13 protein-coding genes and 8 pseudogenes are annotated in these 22,367 nt (G+C 56.9%); 3 read left to right on the top strand and 18 right to left on the bottom strand.

Annotated elements, in window-relative coordinates; all coding sequences use genetic code 11:
- Window positions 1-54: 54 nt before the first annotated feature.
- The 13 genes and pseudogenes from groEL to AC0L3O_RS32070 form a co-directional block, all read right to left on the bottom strand.
- Window positions 55-479, bottom strand: a pseudogene (groEL, locus tag AC0L3O_RS32130) (chaperonin GroEL); the annotation flags it as partial.
- Window positions 471-659: pseudogene (locus AC0L3O_RS32125) on the bottom strand (co-chaperone GroES); the annotation flags it as partial. The pseudogenes groEL and AC0L3O_RS32125, both read right to left, overlap by 9 nt.
- A gap of 394 nt (window positions 660-1,053) precedes the next feature.
- The gene (locus tag AC0L3O_RS32120; protein ID WP_473617643.1) at window positions 1,054-1,779 is read right to left on the bottom strand and encodes an FkbM family methyltransferase; all 726 of its coding nucleotides are present in this window, start codon (window positions 1,777-1,779) and stop codon (window positions 1,054-1,056) included.
- Between the two features lie 720 nt (window positions 1,780-2,499).
- Window positions 2,500-3,465, bottom strand: coding sequence for an agmatinase (gene speB / locus AC0L3O_RS32115; RefSeq protein ID WP_473617642.1), 966 nt, complete (start codon window positions 3,463-3,465; stop codon window positions 2,500-2,502).
- A 212-nt stretch (window positions 3,466-3,677) separates the two neighbouring features.
- Window positions 3,678-4,276: pseudogene (locus AC0L3O_RS32110) on the bottom strand (CoA transferase subunit A).
- 196 nt (window positions 4,277-4,472) lie between these two features.
- Window positions 4,473-5,150 carry an ABC transporter permease subunit gene (locus tag AC0L3O_RS32105; RefSeq protein ID WP_473617640.1) on the bottom strand — a complete coding sequence of 226 codons (678 nt, stop codon included), beginning with the start codon at window positions 5,148-5,150 and terminating at the stop codon, window positions 4,473-4,475.
- Window positions 5,143-5,802 carry an ABC transporter permease subunit gene (locus tag AC0L3O_RS32100; protein WP_473617639.1) on the bottom strand — a complete coding sequence of 220 codons (660 nt, stop codon included), beginning with the start codon at window positions 5,800-5,802 and terminating at the stop codon, window positions 5,143-5,145. The genes AC0L3O_RS32105 and AC0L3O_RS32100 overlap by 8 nt, the downstream gene beginning before the upstream one ends.
- A 43-nt stretch (window positions 5,803-5,845) precedes the next feature.
- The gene (locus tag AC0L3O_RS32095; protein ID WP_473617637.1) at window positions 5,846-6,817 is read right to left on the bottom strand and encodes a 3-hydroxyacyl-CoA dehydrogenase NAD-binding domain-containing protein; all 972 of its coding nucleotides are present in this window, start codon (window positions 6,815-6,817) and stop codon (window positions 5,846-5,848) included.
- A gap of 30 nt (window positions 6,818-6,847) precedes the next feature.
- Window positions 6,848-7,630, bottom strand: a complete 783-nt coding sequence (locus AC0L3O_RS32090) for a substrate-binding periplasmic protein (protein ID WP_473617636.1) — start codon at window positions 7,628-7,630, stop codon at window positions 6,848-6,850.
- 39 nt (window positions 7,631-7,669) lie between these two features.
- Complete coding sequence (locus AC0L3O_RS32085) at window positions 7,670-8,470, bottom strand: amino acid ABC transporter ATP-binding protein (RefSeq protein ID WP_473617635.1); 801 nt, start codon at window positions 8,468-8,470, stop codon at window positions 7,670-7,672.
- A complete protein-coding gene (locus tag AC0L3O_RS32080) occupies window positions 8,448-11,672 on the bottom strand; it encodes an alpha/beta fold hydrolase (protein WP_473617633.1) in 3,225 nt (1,074 codons plus the stop codon). The genes AC0L3O_RS32085 and AC0L3O_RS32080 overlap by 23 nt, the downstream gene beginning before the upstream one ends.
- The gene (locus tag AC0L3O_RS32075) at window positions 11,669-16,009 is read right to left on the bottom strand and encodes a beta-ketoacyl synthase N-terminal-like domain-containing protein (protein ID WP_473617632.1); all 4,341 of its coding nucleotides are present in this window, start codon (window positions 16,007-16,009) and stop codon (window positions 11,669-11,671) included. Before AC0L3O_RS32075 ends, AC0L3O_RS32080 begins: the two co-directional genes overlap by 4 nt.
- A 967-nt stretch (window positions 16,010-16,976) precedes the next feature.
- Window positions 16,977-17,147, bottom strand: a pseudogene (locus AC0L3O_RS32070) (IS701 family transposase); the annotation flags it as partial.
- Between AC0L3O_RS32070 and AC0L3O_RS32065 the strand changes: the two are divergent.
- The 3 genes and pseudogenes from AC0L3O_RS32065 to AC0L3O_RS32055 form a co-directional block, all read left to right on the top strand.
- Window positions 17,143-17,553: pseudogene (locus tag AC0L3O_RS32065) on the top strand (IS21 family transposase); the annotation flags it as partial. The pseudogenes AC0L3O_RS32070 and AC0L3O_RS32065 overlap by 5 nt on opposite strands.
- A gap of 15 nt (window positions 17,554-17,568) precedes the next feature.
- Entirely contained in the window at window positions 17,569-18,228 is a 660-nt protein-coding gene (locus AC0L3O_RS32060; protein ID WP_473617631.1) for an ATP-binding protein, read from the top strand.
- Window positions 18,229-18,264: 36 nt separating this feature from the next.
- Window positions 18,265-19,426: pseudogene (locus tag AC0L3O_RS32055) on the top strand (IS110 family RNA-guided transposase).
- 462 nt (window positions 19,427-19,888) lie between these two features.
- Here the strand turns inward: AC0L3O_RS32055 and AC0L3O_RS32050 are convergent.
- From AC0L3O_RS32050 to AC0L3O_RS32030, 5 genes and pseudogenes are all read right to left on the bottom strand, one after another.
- Window positions 19,889-20,545: a transposase gene (locus tag AC0L3O_RS32050; RefSeq protein WP_473617629.1), complete on the bottom strand. Its 657-nt coding sequence runs from the start codon at window positions 20,543-20,545 to the stop codon at window positions 19,889-19,891.
- 2 nt (window positions 20,546-20,547) lie between these two features.
- A pseudogene (locus AC0L3O_RS32045) lies at window positions 20,548-20,955 on the bottom strand (transposase); the annotation flags it as partial.
- A gap of 115 nt (window positions 20,956-21,070) precedes the next feature.
- Window positions 21,071-21,329: pseudogene (locus AC0L3O_RS32040) on the bottom strand (transposase); the annotation flags it as partial.
- Window positions 21,330-21,756: 427 nt separating this feature from the next.
- Complete coding sequence (locus AC0L3O_RS32035; RefSeq protein ID WP_473617628.1) at window positions 21,757-21,966, bottom strand: hypothetical protein; 210 nt, start codon at window positions 21,964-21,966, stop codon at window positions 21,757-21,759.
- Window positions 21,967-22,118: 152 nt separating this feature from the next.
- Window positions 22,119-22,265: a hypothetical protein gene (locus AC0L3O_RS32030; RefSeq protein ID WP_473617627.1), complete on the bottom strand. Its 147-nt coding sequence runs from the start codon at window positions 22,263-22,265 to the stop codon at window positions 22,119-22,121.
- Window positions 22,266-22,367: the final 102 nt, after the last annotated feature.

Genomic DNA, 22,367 nt, shown 5'->3' with positions numbered 1-22,367 from the left:
ATATTAGGATATTGCATTTTTGCAAGAAATGAATCAAAGTGTGCGTTTTGAAGGAACCTTGGCGGGGTCGACCACATCTCGACTGAAGAGATCGCCGAATTCGTTGGCCTGGACGTTCAACTCCGGCTTCTCGCGCAGCCTGCCGACGATGATCGAGCCTTCCGCACCAGCATTGTCGGCGATCTGGCGCGCCGACGTCTCGATGGCGCGCCGCACGACGATCTCGACACCGGTCTTCTGGTCGGAGTTGTCGAGGGCGGCCGCGTCGAGCGCCCTTGCTGCCCTGAGCAGGGCAACGCCGCCGCTCGATGCGGCCTTGGATCTCCTCCTCCTGCGCCCTCGACGATCGTGGTGTTCTCTTCTCGATCGAGACCTTCCTAGCGCGTGACATTCTCCAGCTTGATGCCGAGATCCTGGCTGATGGCGGTGCCGCTAGTCAGGATCGCGATATCCTCCAGCATCGCCTTGCGGCGGTCGCCGACCTTGAGGTCTAACGGCTGAAGCTGGCCGGTTTCATTGCGTGCGCCAGGGGCGGCCATGATCACTTTGCCCTCCTGCGGCTTTTCCTCCGCAGTGTGAATGATGATGCCGCTGGCCGTCTTCTCGTCGGCTTCGATGCGGCGGACCAGGATGCGGTCATGCAATGGACGGAACGTCATATCGCTCTCCTTCAGGACAAATAGATTGGGACAGGCTACCCGATTCGGATCGACAGGGCCGGTGCGGGGCTCGCGCGACCCTTTTTTCGCGTCGCGCGCATGCGGACCTATTTTTTTCTCCTTTCAAGAGTGGACTGGCTTAGGGAATTCCGACCGTTATGCCCTGCTGTATTGCGCCGTGGGATGGATTGACCGTTGTCGCATGCGGATGAGACGAAGTTAGTCTGGCCTTATCCTGAGCCTGCGAGCCGCTCGCCACCGCCCCATCGCCAGGCCGCCCCGCCATGCGGCAATATGCGCTTCCATCTTAATTTGCCACGCGGCGCCTGAGGGCCGGACGCAATGTTAGGGCTTGGTGTATGTTCGATGACAGCGTTCTATTTGGGCCGCTGCATTAGGTCAATCGCTCGAAGATGACGTTGATGTCAGTCATTGCAGCAAGCCGGTATGATCTGCATTCCATCAGACTGATGATCCGAGCCCTGTTGCCCTTTAGTCGATGTTCACTTGGCTCGCATTGGATGACAGCAGGTCTGATGCGCTCGTAGTCAATGGCCTTAACGAGATCATGATCCAGTCCTTCGCAATCAATCGATAAGAAATCGACCTTATTGGCATATGGGGTCAATAGTTGATTGATACCGATCGCGCTCACCTCGACATGTTCTCGGACACCTCCTATACCGTTGAAGTCGCCGAAACTTTCAATATGTGCCTTATCCACAGAGGAAAGCTCATGGGCGTTTCCGATGAAGAGCGTGGCAGACGCTTGCGGAGCTGGCAAGACAACGGATCGCACGAGAACGTCTTCCGGGCGCGCAGTGCGGATCAGCGCTTCCAATTCAGGATTGGGTTCAACCAGAACACCTCGCGCGCCTCTTTGGTACATAAGATAGGTACTTGAGGTAGAGATGGGGTGATTAGCGCCGATCTCGACATAGAACACACTGGACCACGATCTTTGGCTCTTGCAGAGGCTTGCAGCCAAGATTCCTTCTACAATAACGTCTTCTCCGGATTGTGCGTAACTTGCCGGCGCGAAGTGCTTGATCCGAGAGTTCGGCAGATTGAGCCTAGCGACCTCATGGTTTATGGACTGGTTTTCAAACTGGGACAACATAGCTCGCCCTCCAATATAACCTGCGACCTTGGGACAGGGCCGTTACGACCGGTTTGTCGCGGCGGCTCCTGCTCATCATCCCAGCAATCGGCGTGCCACGTGCGAAATGCGGTGCTCCTTACTTAGCAAGAGTGAAACACGCGCGCCCGCTGGAGTGGCCGCGACACTTTGTCGGGTTCGCGACATCGGCGCCACCAAACCGTCCGGCGACTTGCCGAAGTGACGTGCAAACAGCGAAACCTGCGTTCCCCTTCGGCGAGGCTTCCGATTACCCACATCGTTGGCTTGATCCAATGGAGATACCGAAGGCGATGTCGTGCAAGCGGATCATACCGCGCCAGACGACCACGATGCCGGGATGCGATCATGTTTGCGGGCGAGATAGCCGCCAAGCATGGCGATTAGCAGCAGGGAGGCGACCCGCCGCCGGGCAACACCGTCATGTGGCTCGGCCTTATGCGCCTCACGGGCATAAGCTCGGCGCAAACCATCGGAGCCGAACTTATGGGCAATTGAAAGCCTCGCCGGAGGCGTACCACAAGTCCAGACACAGCCGCGGTGAAAAAGACGCCGAGCCGCAACCTGTCCGCCGCTCAGTGGCAAACAGACCCAGATGCGTCATGAATAAGACAGGCTTGGCTGCGGGCGAGCCCAGCACACCCCTCACTCATTTAGGAGTTGCCGGCAGAAGGATGGCCTTATCGCCGGCCCTCCTACGTGTTAAGGCGATCTTGAGATGCCAACTGCCATAAGGCACAGCATTTCGAAGCCTAGATAAGCGGCATTCCGGGCTGTCATGTCCGCAACATCGAGCGGTGGGCAAACTTCGACAACGTCGGCGCCGATGACGTCGATCCCTTGCAGACCTCGAAGGAGGACTAGGGCATCACGCATAGAGAAGCCACCCGGTTCGGGAACGCCCGTGCCGGGGCAATGAGACTGGTCTAAGCCATCAATGTCGAACGTGACATAGGTAGGCAGGTCACCGACAACGGTCCGAGCTTCCTCAATGACAGCCGCACGTCCCTTTGCCTCGAAGTCATCCATCGTGACCAAGGTCATGCCAACGTCCCGCGCCCATTCATTGTCGTCGTTTGAATTCGCCGTGCCTCTAAGTCCGATCTGAATCACCCGTTTCGGGTCGATCAGACCTTCCTCGACGGCCCGGCGAAACGGCGTGCCATGGCTGATCTTCATGCCTCGCGTCTCATCGCTCGTATCGCTGTGAGCGTCGAACTGAATCAACCCGACTGCCCCATCGCGAGCGAGCCCACGCAGTGCCGGAAGAGAGACCGTGTGGTCACCGCCCAAGACCAGCGGCCTCACACCTTTATCGCGAATTCGGTTAAACCAATCCGTGATGATCTCAAGGCTCACATCGACGCTCAAAGGATGAACGGGTGTATCACCCAGGTCAGCAATCCGCGCGATTTCGAATGGGGCCACTTTCGTATGGAAATTGACGGATTTGATAGGACGTGATTGATCTCGGATGCTTGCTGGTCCGTGCCGGCTGCCCACTCGATAAACCGTTCCAAGGTCGAACGGAACGCCAACGATACCTACATCAATAGCGCCTGCCTGCTCTATCGGAAGAGCTTTAGAACGCATGAATGTCGCAAGATCTGCAAACCGGGGAGTGAGGTTAGCGTCGGCCGGGGCAAAGTCACTAATTGGTTTTTCCATTGCTGATTTTCCTTGTCTAGGAGTTAAGTCTAGGGTCGGCCGTGTGGGTAGCGACAACGGCAATCGCCGGAGATTTGAAGGTGCTGTCACATTGATTGAGCGGTGAGGAAATTGAGATAGCAGCGCGCCCATGACCGTGAGTGCACCGACCTACAAGAACAACCGCTATCCGATCGAAATCGTAGCCCGTGCTGTCTGACTCTACTTCCACTTCAATCCGAGCGCGTAGTGCACTGTTCGATGCGTTTCTCGTGCTCGCCTTGGAAGGCGATTTACGTAGATCCCCGGCAGGTGGATCTGATCTTCGACATCCGCCACGCAAACCCTGCCGCACGGCGGCCGGCGGATTGGAGCTACGCGCTGTCTTGCGGAAGACGAGATTGCCGGACGCGCCAGCCTTCCAGGCCTTGACGATCGAGAGATCCGCGACGATGCCGGTCTCGAGCACATAGCCGTTGAAGATCCTATGCTCCTTGCCCTCGTCTACAACCGTGCCGACGCCTGTCTTCGTGTAGAAGCCTGCGATACCGGCGCCGCCGGCGCGCATTCGTTCGGCGAGCGTCCCTTGCGGGCTGAACTCGAGCTCCAGTTCGCCGCACAGATACCGGCGCATGAACTCGGCGTTCTCGCCGACATAGGACGAGGTCATCTTCTTGATCTGCCCCGGCTTCAACAGGATGCCGAGGCCGAAGTCGTCGACGCCGCATTTGTTCGCGGCTATCATAAGGTCCTTGGTACCGGCTGGCCGAATAGTGCTGCTCGAAAGCTCTGGGATACCACAGAGACCGACGCCGCCAGCTGCTGTGAACATTCCGTCGAACAAAAGCCCTCCACATGCTGACGCATGGCTGGTGAATACTTTTTGCACGTCATAACTCCGTTTTACCAGGCTGGCTTATCTTTATCGCCACAGTAGTCTCACGGTATGGCACCCACGAAACGCACAGGGAAAATTGCCGTGACGGCTCGATGCTATTTTGCTAGAGCCAAGTTGCTTCGTTGTTGACTCACATTGCCGCTCGTTTTCTTATTACCGCGAGCGTTATATCGATGATACCAACCATTATCAGATAGAAAACGGCGGCTGCGATGTAGGGGGAGATATTGTCAGAGAACATCTTCCCGTAAGATTTGGCGTTGTTCAAAACGTCTGAGAGGGTAATTGCACTTGCGAGCGACGTGGCTTTGAGCGTGAAAACCAACTCGTTCCCAATTGTCATTACCGAATTGCGAAAAGCGATCGGAAGCATCACGCGCCGAAGGGCCATCCCTTTGCTCATTCCCACGGCCATACACGCCTCGACTTGGCCCCGTGTTACTGACTTGATTCCACCTCGGAGAACTTCTGCCAAAAATGCCGCGTTGCTTAGACTGAACCCAAGGACGGCGATAGCAAACGAATACCGGAAAAATACACCCCAAAGCGGGCCTTGTCGGATGAAGACGATGTTCGGCAAGCCGTAATACAGGAAGTAGAGCAGCGTCAGAAGCGGTATTGCCCGAAACGAGAACGTGAGCGCTTCGCCAGCCCATTTCAAAACGAGATAGTCACTGTTCACGAGTACCGCCAGACCGGCGCCCAATGCCAGGCCGAAGACCATGGCAAGGGTCGTGAGCGCGATAGTCACTGGTACCCCCCGTGCGACTGCGAGCCAGAGTTCCGAATGTAAAAGAAGATCAAACATCCAGTTGGCTCGCAGTCTCGATCCGGCGTTGCAAGATGGTCAGAATCGCAGCCACGCCCAGGTAAATAGCCGCAGCACAACCAAAAGCAGTCAGTGCATCATGGGTTGCACCCACAACGATCTGTGCCCGGCGAGTTAGTTCGGTGACGCCGATAGCAGAAGCGACTGCTGTCAACTTGATCACGACCAACAGTAAACTTCCCAAGCTAGGAGCAGCCAAACGAAGCATCAGCGGAATCGCGATGCGAATATGGATAATATGCCCCGGCATTCCCACGGCGTGCGCCGCTTCCAGTAAGCCGCGGGGAACCGCTCGATACGCGTCTGAGAAGATTTGACAGGCGTAGGAGCCAATCTGTACTCCAAAGGCGAGAAGCGCGGCAGCGAATGGGCTCAACTCTGGAATTCCAACGGAACGGGTAAACGCTATGGAGCCGTAGTACGTCAGGAGGATAGTCAGCAATTCCGGGAGAGCGCGGAATACGCTGATGTAGATCGATATCAGAAGCTTGACGAGAGGCGATGAGTGATCCCGGATGACCGCCAACAGCAAGCCGATCGCGGCTGCCGCTACGAACGAAGTGCCTCCCAAACCAACAGATGCGATAATCCCTTGGGTCAGATAAGGTAGGTATTCTGCCGTAGTGTTCACGAGGGAGACGCCTTTGTCACGTGCTTTAAAGTTCTTGGCTGATCTAATTTGAACCGAGGTCGCGCTTCTCCGCTATCCGTTTTAGAGCGTTGCGAAGTGCAATGACGCCTGTGTTTCTAAGGTCGAGAAGTGGAGTTTGTCCGTTCGATCCGATTTTCTGCTGCACTTCCCGTGTGTACGCGGCAATTAATGGTTCATCTGGATTGAACGCTGCGTCCGCGACGAAACCGCCTTTGATTTCGTCTACCAGTCCTTTGACGAAACCCTCATACATATCAGGATTTTGCGTTCCCAGGTAAAACACACTCGAAGGACCCATCACGGCCCACCTAAGCGCCGGGCCGGTCGCGATCGCGCGATCGATTGTATCCACGTCAGCCACGCCCTGCGAATAAATATAGAAAATTTGCTTCAGAACTGCCGCCTGTATACGATTCCCGATGTGACCTTCGATCTCCCGCTTGAGCTCGACAACTTCGCAACCGGTCGATTTGTAAAAGTCACCTGCGACTTTTGCTGCGGACGATGCGTCGTCGCCTCCAGCGATCTCGACCAAAGGAATAAGATACGGTGGATTGAACGGATGGCCGATAATGACCCGCTCGGGCCCCTTCACCTTCGCTCTAAGGTCTCTTGCGAGAAAACCCGCTGAACTTGACGCTATGATCGCTTCAAGCGGCGCAATATTTGTCATTTTCTCGAAGAGTTCTTGCTTCTGGCATAGGATTTCGGGCGAGCTCTCTTGGACAAACGTAGCGCCATTCAGCGCTTCTTCCAAATTCGCCGTAAACCTTACCCGTTCAAGACCTGCATTGGGTGACAAACCAAGCTGCTCGAGCGCAGGCATGGCTCTTTCAAGATACTCGTCAAGCCACTCTTTGCGCTCTGCCACTGGGTCGTAAACCACGACGTCCAGCCCGGCGCGCATGAAGTGCGCAGCCCATCCAGCCCCAATATTCCCGGCCCCAATACAAACAACGCTGGCAAAACATTTTTGTGAGAACTGCGCACTCATATCGCCCTCGATTTTAGTTATGGGGGAAGATCAATTGCCGAGAATATTTCTGCCGAAATACTTCTTGGAGATTTCGTCGTACTTGCCGCTCTTTACGATCGCATCGAGAGCCGTCTTGAGCTTACTGGCCCAGTTTTCATTGCCCTTCCGCAGCATGAACCCTTGCCCCGCGCCAAAATAATCCGCATCGCGGATGCTCTCGCCGACCAACTTGTAGACGTCCGGCTGCTTCTTGACATATGCGTAATAGAGTTGGTTTTCATCACCGAAGATGGCGTCAACCCGGCCTGTGCCCAGATCAAGGATAGCGTCGTTGATCTGATCGTAGGGCTGGATGGTCGCGAATTTTGCGAAGTTTTCATCTATATAATAGACTATCGCAGACGCGCCTTTTTCATAGGCTATGGTTTTGCCCTTTAGAGAGGCCTCACTGCCATCGATCGAAGAATTTGCTGGGACGATTAAATGGTATGTCTGCCAAATGTATGGCCCAACCATGGTGAACTTTTCCAAGCGCTCTTTAGTCATAGCGTAGGTGTTGATCAACGCATCGATCTGTCCTGACTGCAGTGCCGCGATAGAGCCGTCGTACGGGATCGCCTTAATATCGCAGGTGACGTCCATCGCCTCGCACAAAGCGCCTGAAATTTCGTAATCGAAGCCGGTCAGCTTCCCGTCAGGCGTTTGAAACGAGAAGGGTTCGTACAGGGGATCCATGCCGACCTTAAGCGTATCCTTAGCGTGAGCAACCTGTGTTGCCATCGCAAGTGCTCCAGCCATACTGACCAATATCAAAAGCTCCTGCACTCTCATGATCTTTTCCTTCTTTTTTGTGTTGTAGTCTTGTTGATTTTAGTGCCGCATCCGCGCAAGGAACCTCTTAAGTTCCGTGGACTTCGGAGACTCGATGAGACTGCGAGGCGGGCCCTCTTCTTCGATGATGCCCTTCCGAAGGAAAATCATCTTATTCGACACGTCACGCGCGAAGCCAATTTCGTGCGTAACGATCAGCATCGTCCTCCCCTCCTTCGCAAGGTCGGTCATCACCGCAAGAACCTCACAAACAAGCTCAGGATCCAGAGCTGATGTTGGCTCGTCGAAAAGGAGAACGTCTGGGTTCATCGCAAGAGCGCGCGCAATCGCAACTCGCTGCTGTTGCCCGCCGGAAAGTTGCGACGGCCTGTAGCCAGCACGGTCTGACAGTCCAACGCGGGAAAGCAAGTCTAACGCACGAGCGCGTGCGACTTTTGGTGGTTCCTTTAAAACCCGAACCGGACCTTCCATCACGTTTTCTGCTGCTGTCATGTGAGGCCAGAGGTTGAAGGATTGAAAAACCATCCCTACCTCCCGCCGTAGACGACGTAGCTTTTGCTTACTGGAGCTTGATCGAGCTAGAGCATCTGCCCCCTGGAAGGTTTCGCCGCGAATGGAAACGGACCCACTCGTAGGAACTTCGAGAAAATTTAGACAGCGAAGGAAGGTGGACTTTCCCGATCCCGAAGCACCGATTAAGCTAATAACATCACCACGCCGCGCCTGGAGAGAAATTCCTTTCAGAACATGTACATCAAAAAATTTCTCGATCTTGTCAGCGCGCAGGACAGCCTCCTCTTCGGATTGGAGCGTACCTTCAGCGATCTGCAGTTGCTTCATCGGTTTTCCTTAGGTGCGGCCGGGGCGTGCTCACGGGGGACAAGCTTGCGTGAGATACAAGGAGGCACCCGACCTCATTGATGGCCGGATTGCGGATCATCGAGAAATGGTCACCATCGACATACAAAACCTTAACGTTGGGGATTTCTTCTACACCGGCAGCTGCTTGGATCGCGCGTAAATTCTGCAAGAACACCTCTTCGGTTATGCCGGTGACATTGTCCTGCCTAGGCAGGACCAAGGTCACGTGATAGTCGACCGGCGCGTAGATCTGAGCCGAAGCTGCGATGCGGCAATTCTTCTCAAACACCCGCTTCAATTCGCCGATTACGACGCGCTCTGCCGTCGACGGGGGGGAGTTTGGCGCTGTTTGCTTACATTGGCTCTTATGCAGAAGTTGGTTGAAATCGTCATCGTCCACACGAGCGGTATGATGCGGGGGCAATGCCGGCGCCAAAAGGCCATCTATGGCCACAATCCGCTCGATCTCTCGGCCGCGACGTCTCAATTCCACAGCCAGGGAATATACGAGCATAGCTCCGAATGAGTGGCCTACTAGCACCAGCGGACCCTTCGGCTGGTGTTGCTCGACTTCATCGGCCATCTGGCGGACAGCCGCTACAATATCGTCAGAAGTGCCATCGTTGGGCGCGCCCAGACCGATCACATCGATGCTGGACTTGACTGAGTGGCGCAGTCCGGCCTCTCCCCCAACGTGGCCGAAAATCCCTTCCACGAAAAAGATCTTCGACCGGGGTTGTTCGGCTGTTTCGGGAGCAGCAAGCGCGGCCGACAGAACAGGGGATTTCCCTCTGCTCATCGCTGCGAACTGGCGCTCAATCTCCTGGAGACTGGCGCCGTCAGAAAGCAAGCTCAATGGTATACGGGTATCGCTCAATTCTTCGAGTGCCAAGCGAAGCTCGACCAACTGAAAGGAGTCAACGCCGTTGTCGGACAAGGAACCGTTTATATCTAGCGACGCCTTATCTACGCCCAGGACCTCCGCCGCCGTCGACAGAACTGGCCTGTCCTCAAGTTCGGCTAGTGTATCAATGCCATGCGCTAAGTTGCTAGGAATAAGTCTGACATCCCGCATCCTGCAGATCGGCCTTTGCTTAACGTCGCGAAGGACGGCGTCGTGGCGCTTGCCGTCAACCCGGGCCGAGATAGTTCCCGCATAGGCGAAACTTGCCGCGTCGCGTAGATTGACCGAACCTATGCTGGCCGGGAAAAAAGCCGTTTCCACAGGAAACGCAAAGCTCGCCGCCTGCAACATCGCATTCAGGGCGGTGGTTAGTCCGGTCAATCCGGTGGCGCTGGACAGCGCACAGAGCCGAGCATGAACCGCCGTTTTTTTACACCTACTACTTTCAATTCGCTTGTACTGTGGACCATATTCCAGCCCCTGCCGGGCAAATTGTGCATATAGTCTTTCAGAGGCATCACTCTTACCGCGTTGCCCCATAGCGGAAGGTTCAGCGTCATCAGGCCAACTTGCGATTGAGTCTACCACCACGGCCAAAGCATTGCGCGTCCAAGTCTCTTCTTTCCCTATCGTCCAGGAATAAAGCGCAACCCTTGGCCGATCGCCACCTTCGACCTGAATGCCAATCCGACATCTGCTTTCGGCCGTGTTCAAAACGATAGGCGCTTCAAAAACCACATCATTCAGCTGATTCTCAGTGGCGGGGCCTAGGGCGGAAAGGAAATCGAAAATCATCGCCAGCATTCCAGCTCCGGGAACGACATAGGCGTCGTTCACCCGATGCTCCTCAAACCAAGCGGCTTCCTGCGGAGATATCTCGAACGTCGTGGTCTTGCGGATGGTCCCTTTACCGAGAGGTGGCAGCGAGGCCACGTGTTGTCTAGGGACCTGCATGCGAAACGCAGTGCTGCCGATTTCACTCTGGATGAACCGGTAAGTCGGCATCGGGACGAGCAAACCACGTTCGGTGTTGTTAAGCTTGTGCCAGGGCAGAGCATAGCCCGCCGCAAACAAATCAGCGATTTTCTCCGCAACTGGATTGTCGGGACGACCAATCCCCGCCACCACACCGAATTCAGCTCGGACAGTGCGCTCTGCAATTGTGCGAGTAAAGGCGCTCAGCGCCTGTCCAAGGCCGATCTCAAGAAAAATTGGCGCCTCAATCCGGTCCAACGCACGCTCCACCCCTGCGATAAAATCAACGCAAGATCGCATTTGCGTGGCCCAGTAGTCTCGTGTGAATGGCTCACCTGTATGCGCGGAACAGGTGGGGAAAATCGGAATAAGAGGAGTCTTGGGCGCGAGATTAGGACCTCTAACGCGCAAAGCTTGCGACGCTGGCGCCATAATCTCGGTGTGAAAGGCATTCGCGACTTTGAGGCGGCGGTGCCTTAGCCGATTTTCCGTACAATAATTCTCAAGGAGCTCAAATCCAGCCTCTGGCCCGGCCACAACTGTCCGTTCGGGGCTGTTCTTGCAAGCGATTTCGAGGCCGAACTTGCGTAGTGGAGCCTGCAAGGACTCAGCACCGGCGTCCACTTGGCACATGAAGCCCTCATCCGGCACCCGGTCCATTTCCATCGCCCGCGAGACAATCAGATCTAATCCCTCGTCCAGAGCAAGGACGCCGGCAGACACTGCGGCAGCGATTTCGCCTACGCTGTGCCCAACTAGCGCCGCTGGTCGAATTCCACATGACAGCCACAAAGCGCTCAGCGACAGTTCAACAGCAAAAACGAGCGCCTGATCATGGATCGTATTTGATCGATCACAGACGAAACCATTGTTGCCCTCTTTCGGGAGAAACGCGCCAATCTTTTCGGCAAATAGCCTTTGGCCCAGGCGGGACCGAAAGCCGTCGAGAACCTCGTTGAAACGGTCCTGAAACGCCTTGATGCCGTTGAGATGGGCTAGGATCTTCCAGTTCAGTTGCATTCCCTGCCCCGGAAAGGTCCAAATGAGATTTGCCGAACTTTGTCCATCAGGCAGCTGCATCATCGGTTCGCCGGAGTGGATACTATAGCTGCCTTTAAATCCATAAAGCACGCCTCGGCGCGCGCTGAAATGACATCGCCCACGCGACAAGGTTTCAACCAAATTGGACCTACTAAAGTCGATCCCAGACAAAAGGAAATCTTTTAATGCAGAAGCATTGGCTTCAAAGGCTGGGCGCGATGTCGCCGACACCGGAAGTATAGTGCCGATTTCTTGTGTCATGTTACTGTCTCCCTCGATGTTCCGCCATGTACAGCTTGCAGGATCGTGTGGGCATTTGTGCCCCCCATCCCAAACGCGCTTACACCGCCAAACAGCGGGATTGAGAGATCGAGCGGCACCGGCCTGCTGGTCACCCGGATATTCTCATCCGGCGGTAGCCGCGGGTTTAGTTCGCGGAAATGGCAGGTGCCCGGAAAGATAGCGTGATATAAACTTAGGCAGGATTTGATGAATCCAGCGACCCCGGCTGCTTCGTCGAGATGCCCTATGTTGCCTTTGATGGAGCCAACCAAGCACGGCGCATCCCGTTTGGCCTTCTTCAGACTCTGCCTAATGGAACTCCATTCGATGGCGTCTCCAACGACTGTACCGGTACCGTGTGCCTCGACAAAACTCAGCGCATCGGAACCCAAGCCTGCATTGCGCAAAGCCTGCGTGATTACATCAGCCTGCCCCTGGGGGCTTGGTGCGGCAAAGTTCATCCTGCGGCTGCCGTCATGATTGACCGCGCTACCGGCAATGTTTGCATAAACTGTGTTGCCGCAACGGATAGCATCGCTGCTCCTTTTCAGTACAACGAGGCCGCCACCGTTTCCAAACACGGTTCCGTCGGCTTCAGCATCGAAGGGACGACAAAGACCTTTCAGGCTGCGGACCGATCCTTCGACATAGTCGTACCCTGTCGGCTGAGGCCAAATCACCGAAATGCCACCGGCCAGTGCGATATCGCATTCATCGTTTAGCAGTGCTTGCCGGGCATAGTGAATTGCCGCCAACGACGTCGCGCACGCCGCCTGAATCGTTACGCTCGGTCCCGTGAGGCCAAGGCGATAAGAAACCGTGGATGTCAGGTAGTTTCGGTCGTTGCCCAGCCGTTGCTGCAGCGTGTTGTCCTCGCGAAAACAGGCATCGGTCCTGCTTTTGCGCAAGGGCTCGAGTTCATTCATTAAATACGTACTGAGCCCGGCACCCGCGAACAGTCCAATGCGGGTATCGGCCCCGTAGCCCGCATCACCCGAATGTTCAAGCGCTGACCAGCATAATTCGAGAAAAATTCGTATCTGCGGATCGGTCCTGTAGGCTTCAGCCGGTGAGAGCCCAAAGAATTCGTAGTCAAATGAATCCACGTTTTCAAGCCGTCCGAAGCTTGGAACAAAGTATCTGGAACCTTCTTCTTTCGCCTCCTCTTTGGCTGCGCCGTCGTCTTCCTTCGTGATCAGACAACGCCCACCCGCCAGATTCTGCCACAGGGCCTCCGTTGTTACGGCCCCGGGGAACCGACCGGCCATGCCGACGACGCTGACGTGCTCGTTTCGCCCCTCGAATCGCACGGGAGCGGGGGCATCGAACTTGATTGGACTCTTGGTTCTCTCAAGGTGTTTCTCCAGCGCGGCAACGGTGGGAAAGCGATAAAAATCGGCTACCGTCAAATCCGGAAAGGTGCTGGCAAGCTCCAATTCAAGCGACATGAGCTTAAGAGAATCGAAACCGATGTCGCTGAAACGGCTAGACGCTGTGAACCTCGCGTCGGGCACTAATTTGCGGATCGCTGCCGTCACCTTCATGTCATCGGGTGCTGCTTCCTGGTCTAGGACGGCCAAGGATGTCTCTCCAACACCTATCTCAGCAGGGCGGCGTTGGAGTGACGGGTAATCTATCTTGCCGTTCTTCAGACGTGGCATCTCGACTAACTTCGACACCCGGCAACGGAACTGACGTCCGAGTTTGCCTACGACGTAATCGATCAGATCGTCCGACGGCGGCTCTGGAAAGTTAGGTTCGCATGTGAAAAAGACGCGAGGCTCCTGTCCAAACGCCGTTGCATGCGGAGCGATGGCAGCAGCATCCAGAATGCCTTCGCGCTGACGAAGGACCAATTCTATCGCCTCCAACGAAATCCGGTTGCCACGCAGTTTGACTATCCGATCGCTGCGTCCCACCAAATGAATATTGCCGTCGGCATCCACAAACCCAACATCACCCAACACTGTCGGCGCTGAGAACCCTTGCCCCGAGTCGATCGGGAACTGGACCGCCAGGTTGCCAGCCACGCCCGCCGGAAGTGGTTCGTTCCGGCAGCCTAATATAGAAACCTTTGTCCCTGCGATCGGCCGGCCAACATGGGGCCGGTCTGGCCAAGTATCGGGTGTCCCTCCGAGGATATGGGCGGTTATGTCCTGGGTTTCTGACATGCCATAGTGGTTGATGAGGGTCGCGCCTGTCTTAGCGAACCAGCGCCGAATATTGTCACTGATCTCTAATGTCGCGCCGGCAACAATGACCATTCGCATTTCCCGGCAAGGCAGGTTCTTTTCCAACGCTGCGTTGGCCACTCCTTCCAGCAGCACCGTTGGGAGGTAGATTCTGTCCAACGCCATTTCGTTCACGAACGACGCGAGCGCGCCTGGACTCGACCTTAAATTCGGCTCCGCGAAGACGAGGGTGCGCCCTCCAGCCAGCGTCGCATAGATTTCGTGATAGGCTATATCGTGCACGAGCGACGACAGCTGAGCCATGCGATGTGCCTCGGGCAGACTGTCGAGATGCCATTTCACCAGTTGGTCCAATTGTGCAGCCGCAAACCGGATAACCTTTGGTTCTCCTGTAGATCCTGAAGTCATGACTGCATAGGCGTCAAACTTTGGGGATGGGACCCGCTCTCGTGACCCGACCAGAAGGCGAAACCCTGCGACCGGCGTGTCGCAAGGAGCGAACCCCTCCGGCCGATCGAAATCCTGAAACGACTCCTCCGTCACTAGGATCGCCTCCGCACCTGTCCTTTCCAATTGCTTTAGGTGCAAATGACTGTCGCTTTCATCCAGCCGAAGAAAACACCCGCCTGCCATATTCACCCCGACAAGAGCCGTGATTTCCTTAGCCTCGCGCGGACCGGCATAAGCGACCGTCGGATTGCCCTCACCGATCCGTCTCTGAATATGGCTGGCCAATTGATCCGCAATGCGGATTAGTGACAGGTAGGAATAGCTGTCACGTTGACCTTGTATCGCCTCACGCTCTGGATTGCGATCGGCTTGCTGGCGCAATGCGGCCAGAAAAAATGGCGTCACAGCCGCGGGAGTCCCGGTGAAGTCAATCGGGTCCTTCGGGCGGGCTGCAATGGGCCGGTTTGGTAGCAGGTAGGCTTTCATGCGGCCTGCCAGATAATCGAGCGAACTCTGGTTCATCAGACCGTTGGCAGCCTCTAGCCGGCAAATCAGCCGTCCGGAAGCGTCATGCCAATGATTGGCGACCATCAGGTACGGCGTGAGGGATGGTGCCGGTTCGAAGACTCGTGCGATCGACGGGCTGGAAAAGCCGAAAATCCGACGCCGCACCAAGAGAACATCGAACAGATTGTCAGCTTGGCCCAATTCCGCAAAACCAGGCGAGGCGGCGATCTCCTGGTACGGAACGTGCCCGATGCGGGTTGAGAGTTCCACCTGCGCCAGTGCCCATTGCGGCACTTGGCCCAAACCTGTCCCAAAACAGCTGCCTTCAATCAATGGCGGTATCAGTGCCAATCCTGGACTTCCGAAATAGCCGAATTCCGGGCAGCTGTCGGGAACGCAATCCTGAGGAATAGCAACGATAATCTGCTCGTTGTTCAACAGATTTGCGGTCGCGAATTGCAATGCGGACAGAAGACACGCTTCAGTTTCGTGATGGCCCCAAATCCGCTCATCTGGCGCAATGACAAACTCACTCAAAGTCGGTCGCGGCGTGCCAATGTGGTGGAACCTAGCGCGCAGATCGCCCAGATCGTCGACGTCATCAGCGAGGCGCGACACCGCTTCCCAATCGACTTTCGTCGGTGGCTCTGCCAAAGGGACTCCGACCAGCGTGCCGCGGTCCCTCTCAATCTTGGTTTGGCCCGACAGGCTTTGCAGCAATAAAAGTAGTGATCGTTCCCCGTCGCAGATGATGTGATGAAACAGGCAGAAAAGATAGCTCTTGCTTTCGCACTGAACAAGTTGGACCCGCCACGGGCAGCGAACCATCAGTCCAGAAGGCTGGCTTATAAACTCCTGATACAGAGCAGAAAGTTGCTGCACCGATGAGCAGGCTCTCTCGGATAGAACAACCTCTTTTAGGCAGCCCTCTCCTACTGGATGAAGCCAAACATAACGCCCATCACGGCGGACAAGCCGCGTATTTAGGAAGACGTGCTGTGACAGAATGGGTATCAGGGTTTCATGCAGCTGCCGGGTCGACAATCGGGTCGTCATTTCTATTGCGCAGCATATGTTGAGATCCTTGCGCTGCGGATCAATCGCATCCAAGAAGCACATTCGCTCCTGCGATGAATTCAGTGCAAATTCTGTAGCTTCCTGTTGCACCTCGCTGCCTCCAATAACGTTCCACACGACCGCTGAGCCGCTGACTGTTCTTCTCACAACCGTATTCAGAGTCCTTGTCGTGCCGTCGTGCCGAACAATACAGCAAGGGCCAACTTCCCTTGCCGAACTCCTGCAACATCTTTGCTGCCTTGCCGCAGGGCAGCTACGATCGCCTCGCAAGAAACCGTGCAAAACTCATGCCCCTTGCTGAACTGTCTGAAGGGAAATTTTTAACGTATGCTTTTCAGCAACTTAGTGTATGGCGCAGTTGGTGATTGAATATGTGTCGGCAACCCGACAAGCCGACAGCACGTGTCGCAGGGCTTCGTCCAGACCCTGCGCGTTGACGCCGTGCGTTCAACTGGCATGCCGTGGTGAACCCGGCTCCGCTACATTATCCTCTGGAACTTTGGACCGTTGTTCAAGACCCAACCAGCCATGGCATGGGGATCCGCTGCCGCTGCGGTAATGTTCCCTGGTCAGGAATTAGATTAGTTTCGTCAGCGAGGACACCTCGTAGAACTCGGTTCCTGGAGAATTATTCGGATGGAGGAACAACGCGCATGACAAGGGTGCGTATTGCGATCGTCGCGCCGAGGTCGTCATCCCGAGCGGCAACCGCAACGTCCCGCGACGCTACGGCCGCGATTTTTAGAACGAGCGCATTCGCATCGAGCGCTTCTTCAGCAAGCTCAGGCAGCTCAGGCTGGTCAAAACACGGTACGACAGGCTGCTCGCCAATTTCATGGGCTTCGCGCGGCTATCGTCCTATGGTCAGATTGTTAAATCGTCACCGCCGCGTAGGCTATAGTGTGTGCTCGTCGTGCAGCGGCCTGATGTGCTCGTCGCCAGAGCGACCAGGCGATGAGGTATGAAGGTTCGATGCGCGCCCGTGCGAGGCGGGTGGCGATGCGGCGGATTTCCTGGATCGACCAAACGGATCAGTGCCGGTCTTGCGCCTTGAGGGCCGCATCGTTTTTGCGGGCGGCATGGCACTGGCGCGATGGCGAATGACGGCCACAATGGCGAAAGCGAGCATGACCAGCGAGACATGGCGATGCCAGCCAGGAGCGGGTCTCGTTGTGGTCAGACCGAGTTCGTTCTTGGCGGTCTCGAAGCTGTCTTCGATCGCCCAGCGGATCGCCAGCCACGCCCGCGCGCCCAACCGGCGCGGCCATACGACCGTTGCCGATCACATGCCGAGCGCGCATCGCCGCTACGGCAAGTGGACGCCGGGAGGTCTGATCGCCGCCGGCGAGAAGATCGGTCCTTCCACGGCCGCCTTCTTCGAGGCCGTCATCGCTGACCGGCCGCATCCCGAGCAGGGCTTTCGCACCTGTCTCGGCATTCTGGCGCTGACCAAGAGTTACGGCAACGCGCGCGTCGATGCAGCCTGCCAACGCGGCATCCTCATCAAGGCACGCTCCGTCGCCTCGATCCGTTCGATCCTCAAGAACGGCCTTGATCGCAGCTTCCTCGACGAGACGCCCGATCACCAATCCCTGCGCCACGGCAACATTCGCGGTCAGGGCTATTTCCACTGAACCAGGGAGAACCCAATGCTCACCCATCCCACCCATGAACGACTGGTCGCACTCGGCCTGACCGAAATGGCCAAAGCCTTCGAGGAGCAACGACGATCACCGGATCTCGATGCCCTGTCATTCGAGGAACGCATCGGGCTGCTTGTCGATCGCGAAGCCGCCGAGCGCGACACCAAACGGCTCACGACGCGCCTCAAATTCGCTGCGCTGCGCCAGAGCGCATGCGTGGAAGATGTCGATTTGCGCACCCCGCGCGGCATCGACCGCGCTGTCTTCGCCAGACTCGTCAACGGCGACTGGATCGACCGCGGCGAGAAACTCCTGGTCACCGGCGCAACCGGCCTGGCCAAGACTTGGATCGCCTGCGCGCTCGGCCACAAAGCCTGCCGCGACAATCGCTCGGTGCTCTATCATCGCGTCCCGCGCCTCTTCGAGGCGCTCGCGCTGGCGCGCGGCGACGGGCGCTATGGCCGCCTGCTCAAAACGCTCGGGCGCGTTCAACTGCTCATCCTCGACGACTGGGGCCTGTCGGTCCTCAACGCCGCCGAGCGCCGCGACCTCCTGGAAATCCTCGATGATCGCCATGGCCGCGCTCCCACGCTCGGTGATGCGATGCTGGACCGTATCGTTCACAGATCCATGGGTATGGATGCCGGCCAGCGTTTTGCAGAATGATTGGCCGTACGACCAACCATTCATTCTGAGGCCCCGATGCTCAAGACCGAAAGACCCGCTGCCGCCATCCAGATCAATCTTGCGGCAATTTTCGTTTCGATGGAACTGTCCCGTTCAACCTGGCTGATTACAGCGGTGTTGCCGGGGAACGGCGAGAAGATGTCGAAGTATCCCATAACAGCCGGCAACATTGCCGGGCTGTTTGATCTGTTTTCGAAGCTGCGGGAGAGAAGCCGCGCCAAGACCGGGCAGAGCTATCCGATCATTACGATCCAGGAGGCTGGTCTCGATGGCTTCTGGATACACCGGGCTCTCGTGAAAGAGGGCATCGAGAGCCACGTTGTGGACCCGGCGTCGATCGCCACGCCACGTCGTCATCGGCGTGTGAAAACTGATCGCATCGATGGCGAGGCGCTACTGCGCGTCTTGCTGGCCTTTAAGAGGAGAGCCGCGCGTATGCTCAATGGTGGGAACGATATCCGGTGAAGATGAGGACCGGCGGCGAATTGGCCGGGAACGCAAGGCGCTGATGGTCGAGCGCGTCGCGCATGTCAATCGCGTCAAGAGCCTGCTGTTCTCGCAAGGCATCACCGACTACGAACCAGTTTACAAAAAATCGCCGCCAACGACTCGAAGAGTTGCGGACGGGAGATGGACATACACTGCCACGGCATATGAAGGCCCAGATTAGCCGGGAGCTGGACCGGTTGGAACTGGTCATCAATCAGATCAAGATCATCGAGGATGAACGCGATGCGCTCATCGCGGCGCAGACTGCTGACAGCACGAAGCCTGCGCCGGTCACGATGCTGCTTGAGATCAAAGGACTCGGTGCGGAATTCGCCAACACCCTTTGGTCGGAGGGGCTGTTCCGGCATTTTGTCAACCGCCGTCAAGTTGCCGCCTATGCGGGCCTCGCGCCGACGCCCTGGCAAAGCGGCTCGATCGACCGGGAGCAAGGCGTATCAAAGGCGGGCAATCCAAGATTGCGAACAACGCTGATCCAACTGCTTGGCTATGGTTGCGGCACCAACCGGACTCGGCATTAGCAAAATGGTTCAAGGCACGCGTTAAATGCAACGGTGGGCGCATGAAGAAAACGACCATCGTTGCGCTGGCGCGCAAGCTGCTGGTCGCCCTGTGGAAGTACGTGACCTCTGGGGTCGTGATCGAAGGTGCCGTTATGAAAAACGCATAACACGTCCACCACTTCATCTTTCTGAAATCTTCCGGGGCCTCATGAACCCTGGCGGATCCAGGTGACGACCGAGTGAGCGTTTGGCAAAAATGCCGTTTTCACAGAATGGTCTCGTCATCCTGGGCTCAGCCCGCCGAACGCGGGATATTGGTGCGACCGGAATAAACGGCGACCGAATGTGAGTTGGATCAGGCTCGGCAAAGCGAGCCGTGTCAGTAGTTTGGGCCCAAGCCTGGAACCGTATGCAATGAAGGAGATCGACTTTGCTTCAATCGACTTGACACCTAATCCCCCATGTGAACGCCCACCGCATAACCCTCGAGGGCGATAGCATGCGAAAACACAACGCCCGCGCTCACGCTCTTGACGCAGCCGCAAACACCTGAATCAATGAACAGGGACGTCGAAGCGGCCGCTCATGATCGCGTGAAATACCTGCTCACGATCAAATGAAATGAGCGCTCACCATCGCGTGAAATGGCTGCTCACAATCAGCGAAATGCGCATGCCGGCAGCCGTCATGCGGCGGTAGCGCGCACAAAGCCGTGTCTGCGCCTTCCAGGCGATCTCCCGCACTGACTTTGGCAACCCTTCGAGCCGGACGCGAATGGGCTCCGTGACCCTGGCGGGATAGCGATAGCTCCAGGCACCCTCCACCAAGATGCGGCGGGCGCGGCGATTGCCGGCAAGCGTCAGGCTGCCACGCTTTACCGTGTCGCCGGTTGACCGCTCCGAGGGTACGAGGCCGAGAAAGGCCATCAATTGCCGCGGATTGTCGAAGCGGCGGACGTCGCCGACTTCGCTGACAAAGGTGACTGCAACGATGAAGGAAACACCACGAAGCGCCTGATAGGCCGCCACCACCGGCGCCATCGACCAGTTCGGCACGAGTTCGACAAGCTGCTCATCCAGCCGATCCAACCGGTCATGTGCATCGGCAATCACATCGACCTGGTCCTGGAACACGATCTGCTGAGCCGGATGGTCGAACTTTTGCGCCGCCAGCCAGCGGGCATGCGCCGGGCTCCAGTTCCTGCGGCCGGTAGTATCCGACCATGGCGAAGCAGGAATGAGAGGAGCTGCTGGCGCTTCTTGCGGAGATCCTCGCTCGCCGCGCAACGAACACGCACCAGGTCTCGCACTGCTTCATGCACCGCATCTGGAACCCATATTCCCTTCAACTCGCCGGCCCGCAGCAGCCGCGCCAGGCTCACCGCATCGCGCCGGTTCGTCTTGACACGCTCGCCCGCACGCTTGGGGATCAGCGAGGGCGCAACAACATCGCAGCGGTGGCCGAGATCGACGATCTGGCGATAAAAACCGTAACCGGTGGGGCCGGCTTCGTAGCAAAATGCAAGCGGCGAGACTTTTTCTCCAGCTTGCGCACGAATCGCTCCACCGCCGCCGGTGTCGCCTCGATCTCGCCGAAATAGCGGACCTGTCCATTGCGTCCGCACTCGGCAATTGCAAATCGCATGCTTGGCCTTCGACACGTCGACACCGACGAAAAAAACCTTATCCTCGTTCATGTGCCCGTCCTTCCTTTGCGAGGGCTCGGCTCGGCATTCCCGAGCAATCCCCGTTTTGCTTACAGCTGCAAAGTCTAAGGGCGGGCCACCCCGCAGACCACGGTCATAACGTCTAGGAAAATGGCACATTCGACGCGATGCCACGTTCAATCATGGTGAGCGCCAGTGCCGGCCTGGTGGCAAAGCCGACATCGTCAGGCACATGGGCCCTGGCCGTACGATCCCGATCATCCGTCCAGGCCTTCGGAAGATAGAGCGCTCGGTCGATGAAGGCGTGGCCGCGGCGCGACACATAGCACGCAAAGACGGCCGATCTGGCAATTGGTGATCTTGCCGGCCGATCCGGTGTATTGACGCGCCACCCCGCACGACGCCCCCCGCGCAGATCCGAGCGAGCCCAATTCGGGCACTCGGCTCCTACCTCGGGTGCCTGACGGCAAAGCGCTGGTTTGGCCATGGATGAAGGATTTTGGCTTGTGGGAGCCAGTCCCCGGCCAACCTTGTGATCCTCGTCCAGGTTGTCCTGTTGCGCTGACTGCGACGCCTGAGCGTACGCCGCCAGAGATCGGTCACATGATCGGAACGCCTGTAAAGCGCGGCCATTTGTCGGCACGGCAAAATAGGCGAAGTGGCCGGTAACAACTTGCCTCAACCATCTCCCCTGCTCAGGGATCGGCCAATGCATTCGGCGCCGTAGCTCCTCCTTTATGTTTCGGAGCTTCGTCTGCATGCGGTCTCGCCGGGTCTTCCGCACGAGCAGGAATCTGCCCCGGCGAGACCTGCCGCAGATGAAAGTGAAGCCTAGAAACGCGAAGGTTTCCGGTTTGCCGAGCCCGCGCCGCTTGCGATTGCCGCTGCATGGCGGCCAAACTCAATCAGGCGGGTCTTGTCCGGATGAAGCAACAGCATGAACTCCTCAAGTTTCGCACGCATCGCATCGAGGAAACGACGAGCGTCGCCCTCATGCTCGAAGCCGACGATCACATCATCGGCATCGCGCACGATGATCATGTCGCCGGTGGCCTCGCGCTGTCGCCAGCGCTGGGCCCACAAGTCGAGGACGTAGTGCAGGTAACGTTGCCAAGAAGCGGCGAAATCACCGAGCCTTGACCCGTACCCCTGTCATCCACCGTCACGATCCCGTCTTCGAGGGATGCCCGCCTTCAGCCATTCCGGATCAGGCGGATGATGCGCTTGTCGCCGATCCTGTGTTCCAGGAAGCGTACGAGCCAATCCTGGCTGACGCTCCCGAAAAAGTTCTGGATGTCGGCGTCCAAAATCCAGTTCACCTTCCGCTTATCGATCGCCACGCACAGAGCGTCCAACCACCATGTGGTCCTCGTCCGGGCCGAAACCCGTAGGAGAAACCGCAGAAGTCACCTTCATAGATGGCATTGAGCACCATGACCGTT

The organism is Mesorhizobium sp. WSM4810 (assembly GCF_055811235.1).
Note: the sequence above shows the minus strand (reverse complement) of the source record. Positions and strands in the feature narration are given on the sequence as shown.

Bases quoted from the DNA above. Each gene is read 5' to 3' on its own strand.
- speB (WP_473617642.1), bottom strand. From the start codon at position 3,465: ATGGAAAAACCAATTAGTGACTTTGCCCCGGCCGACGCTAACCTCACT.
- AC0L3O_RS32060 (WP_473617631.1), top strand. From the start codon at position 17,569: ATGCTCACCCATCCCACCCATGAACGACTGGTCGCACTCGGCCTGACC.
- AC0L3O_RS32090 (WP_473617636.1), bottom strand. From the start codon at position 7,630: ATGAGAGTGCAGGAGCTTTTGATATTGGTCAGTATGGCTGGAGCACTT.
- AC0L3O_RS32105 (WP_473617640.1), bottom strand. From the start codon at position 5,150: ATGTTTGATCTTCTTTTACATTCGGAACTCTGGCTCGCAGTCGCACGG.
- AC0L3O_RS32120 (WP_473617643.1), bottom strand. From the start codon at position 1,779: ATGTTGTCCCAGTTTGAAAACCAGTCCATAAACCATGAGGTCGCTAGG.
- AC0L3O_RS32080 (WP_473617633.1), bottom strand. From the start codon at position 11,672: ATGACACAAGAAATCGGCACTATACTTCCGGTGTCGGCGACATCGCGC.
- AC0L3O_RS32095 (WP_473617637.1), bottom strand. From the start codon at position 6,817: ATGAGTGCGCAGTTCTCACAAAAATGTTTTGCCAGCGTTGTTTGTATT.
- AC0L3O_RS32085 (WP_473617635.1), bottom strand. From the start codon at position 8,470: ATGAAGCAACTGCAGATCGCTGAAGGTACGCTCCAATCCGAAGAGGAG.
- AC0L3O_RS32035 (WP_473617628.1), bottom strand. From the start codon at position 21,966: ATGATCATCGTGCGCGATGCCGATGATGTGATCGTCGGCTTCGAGCAT.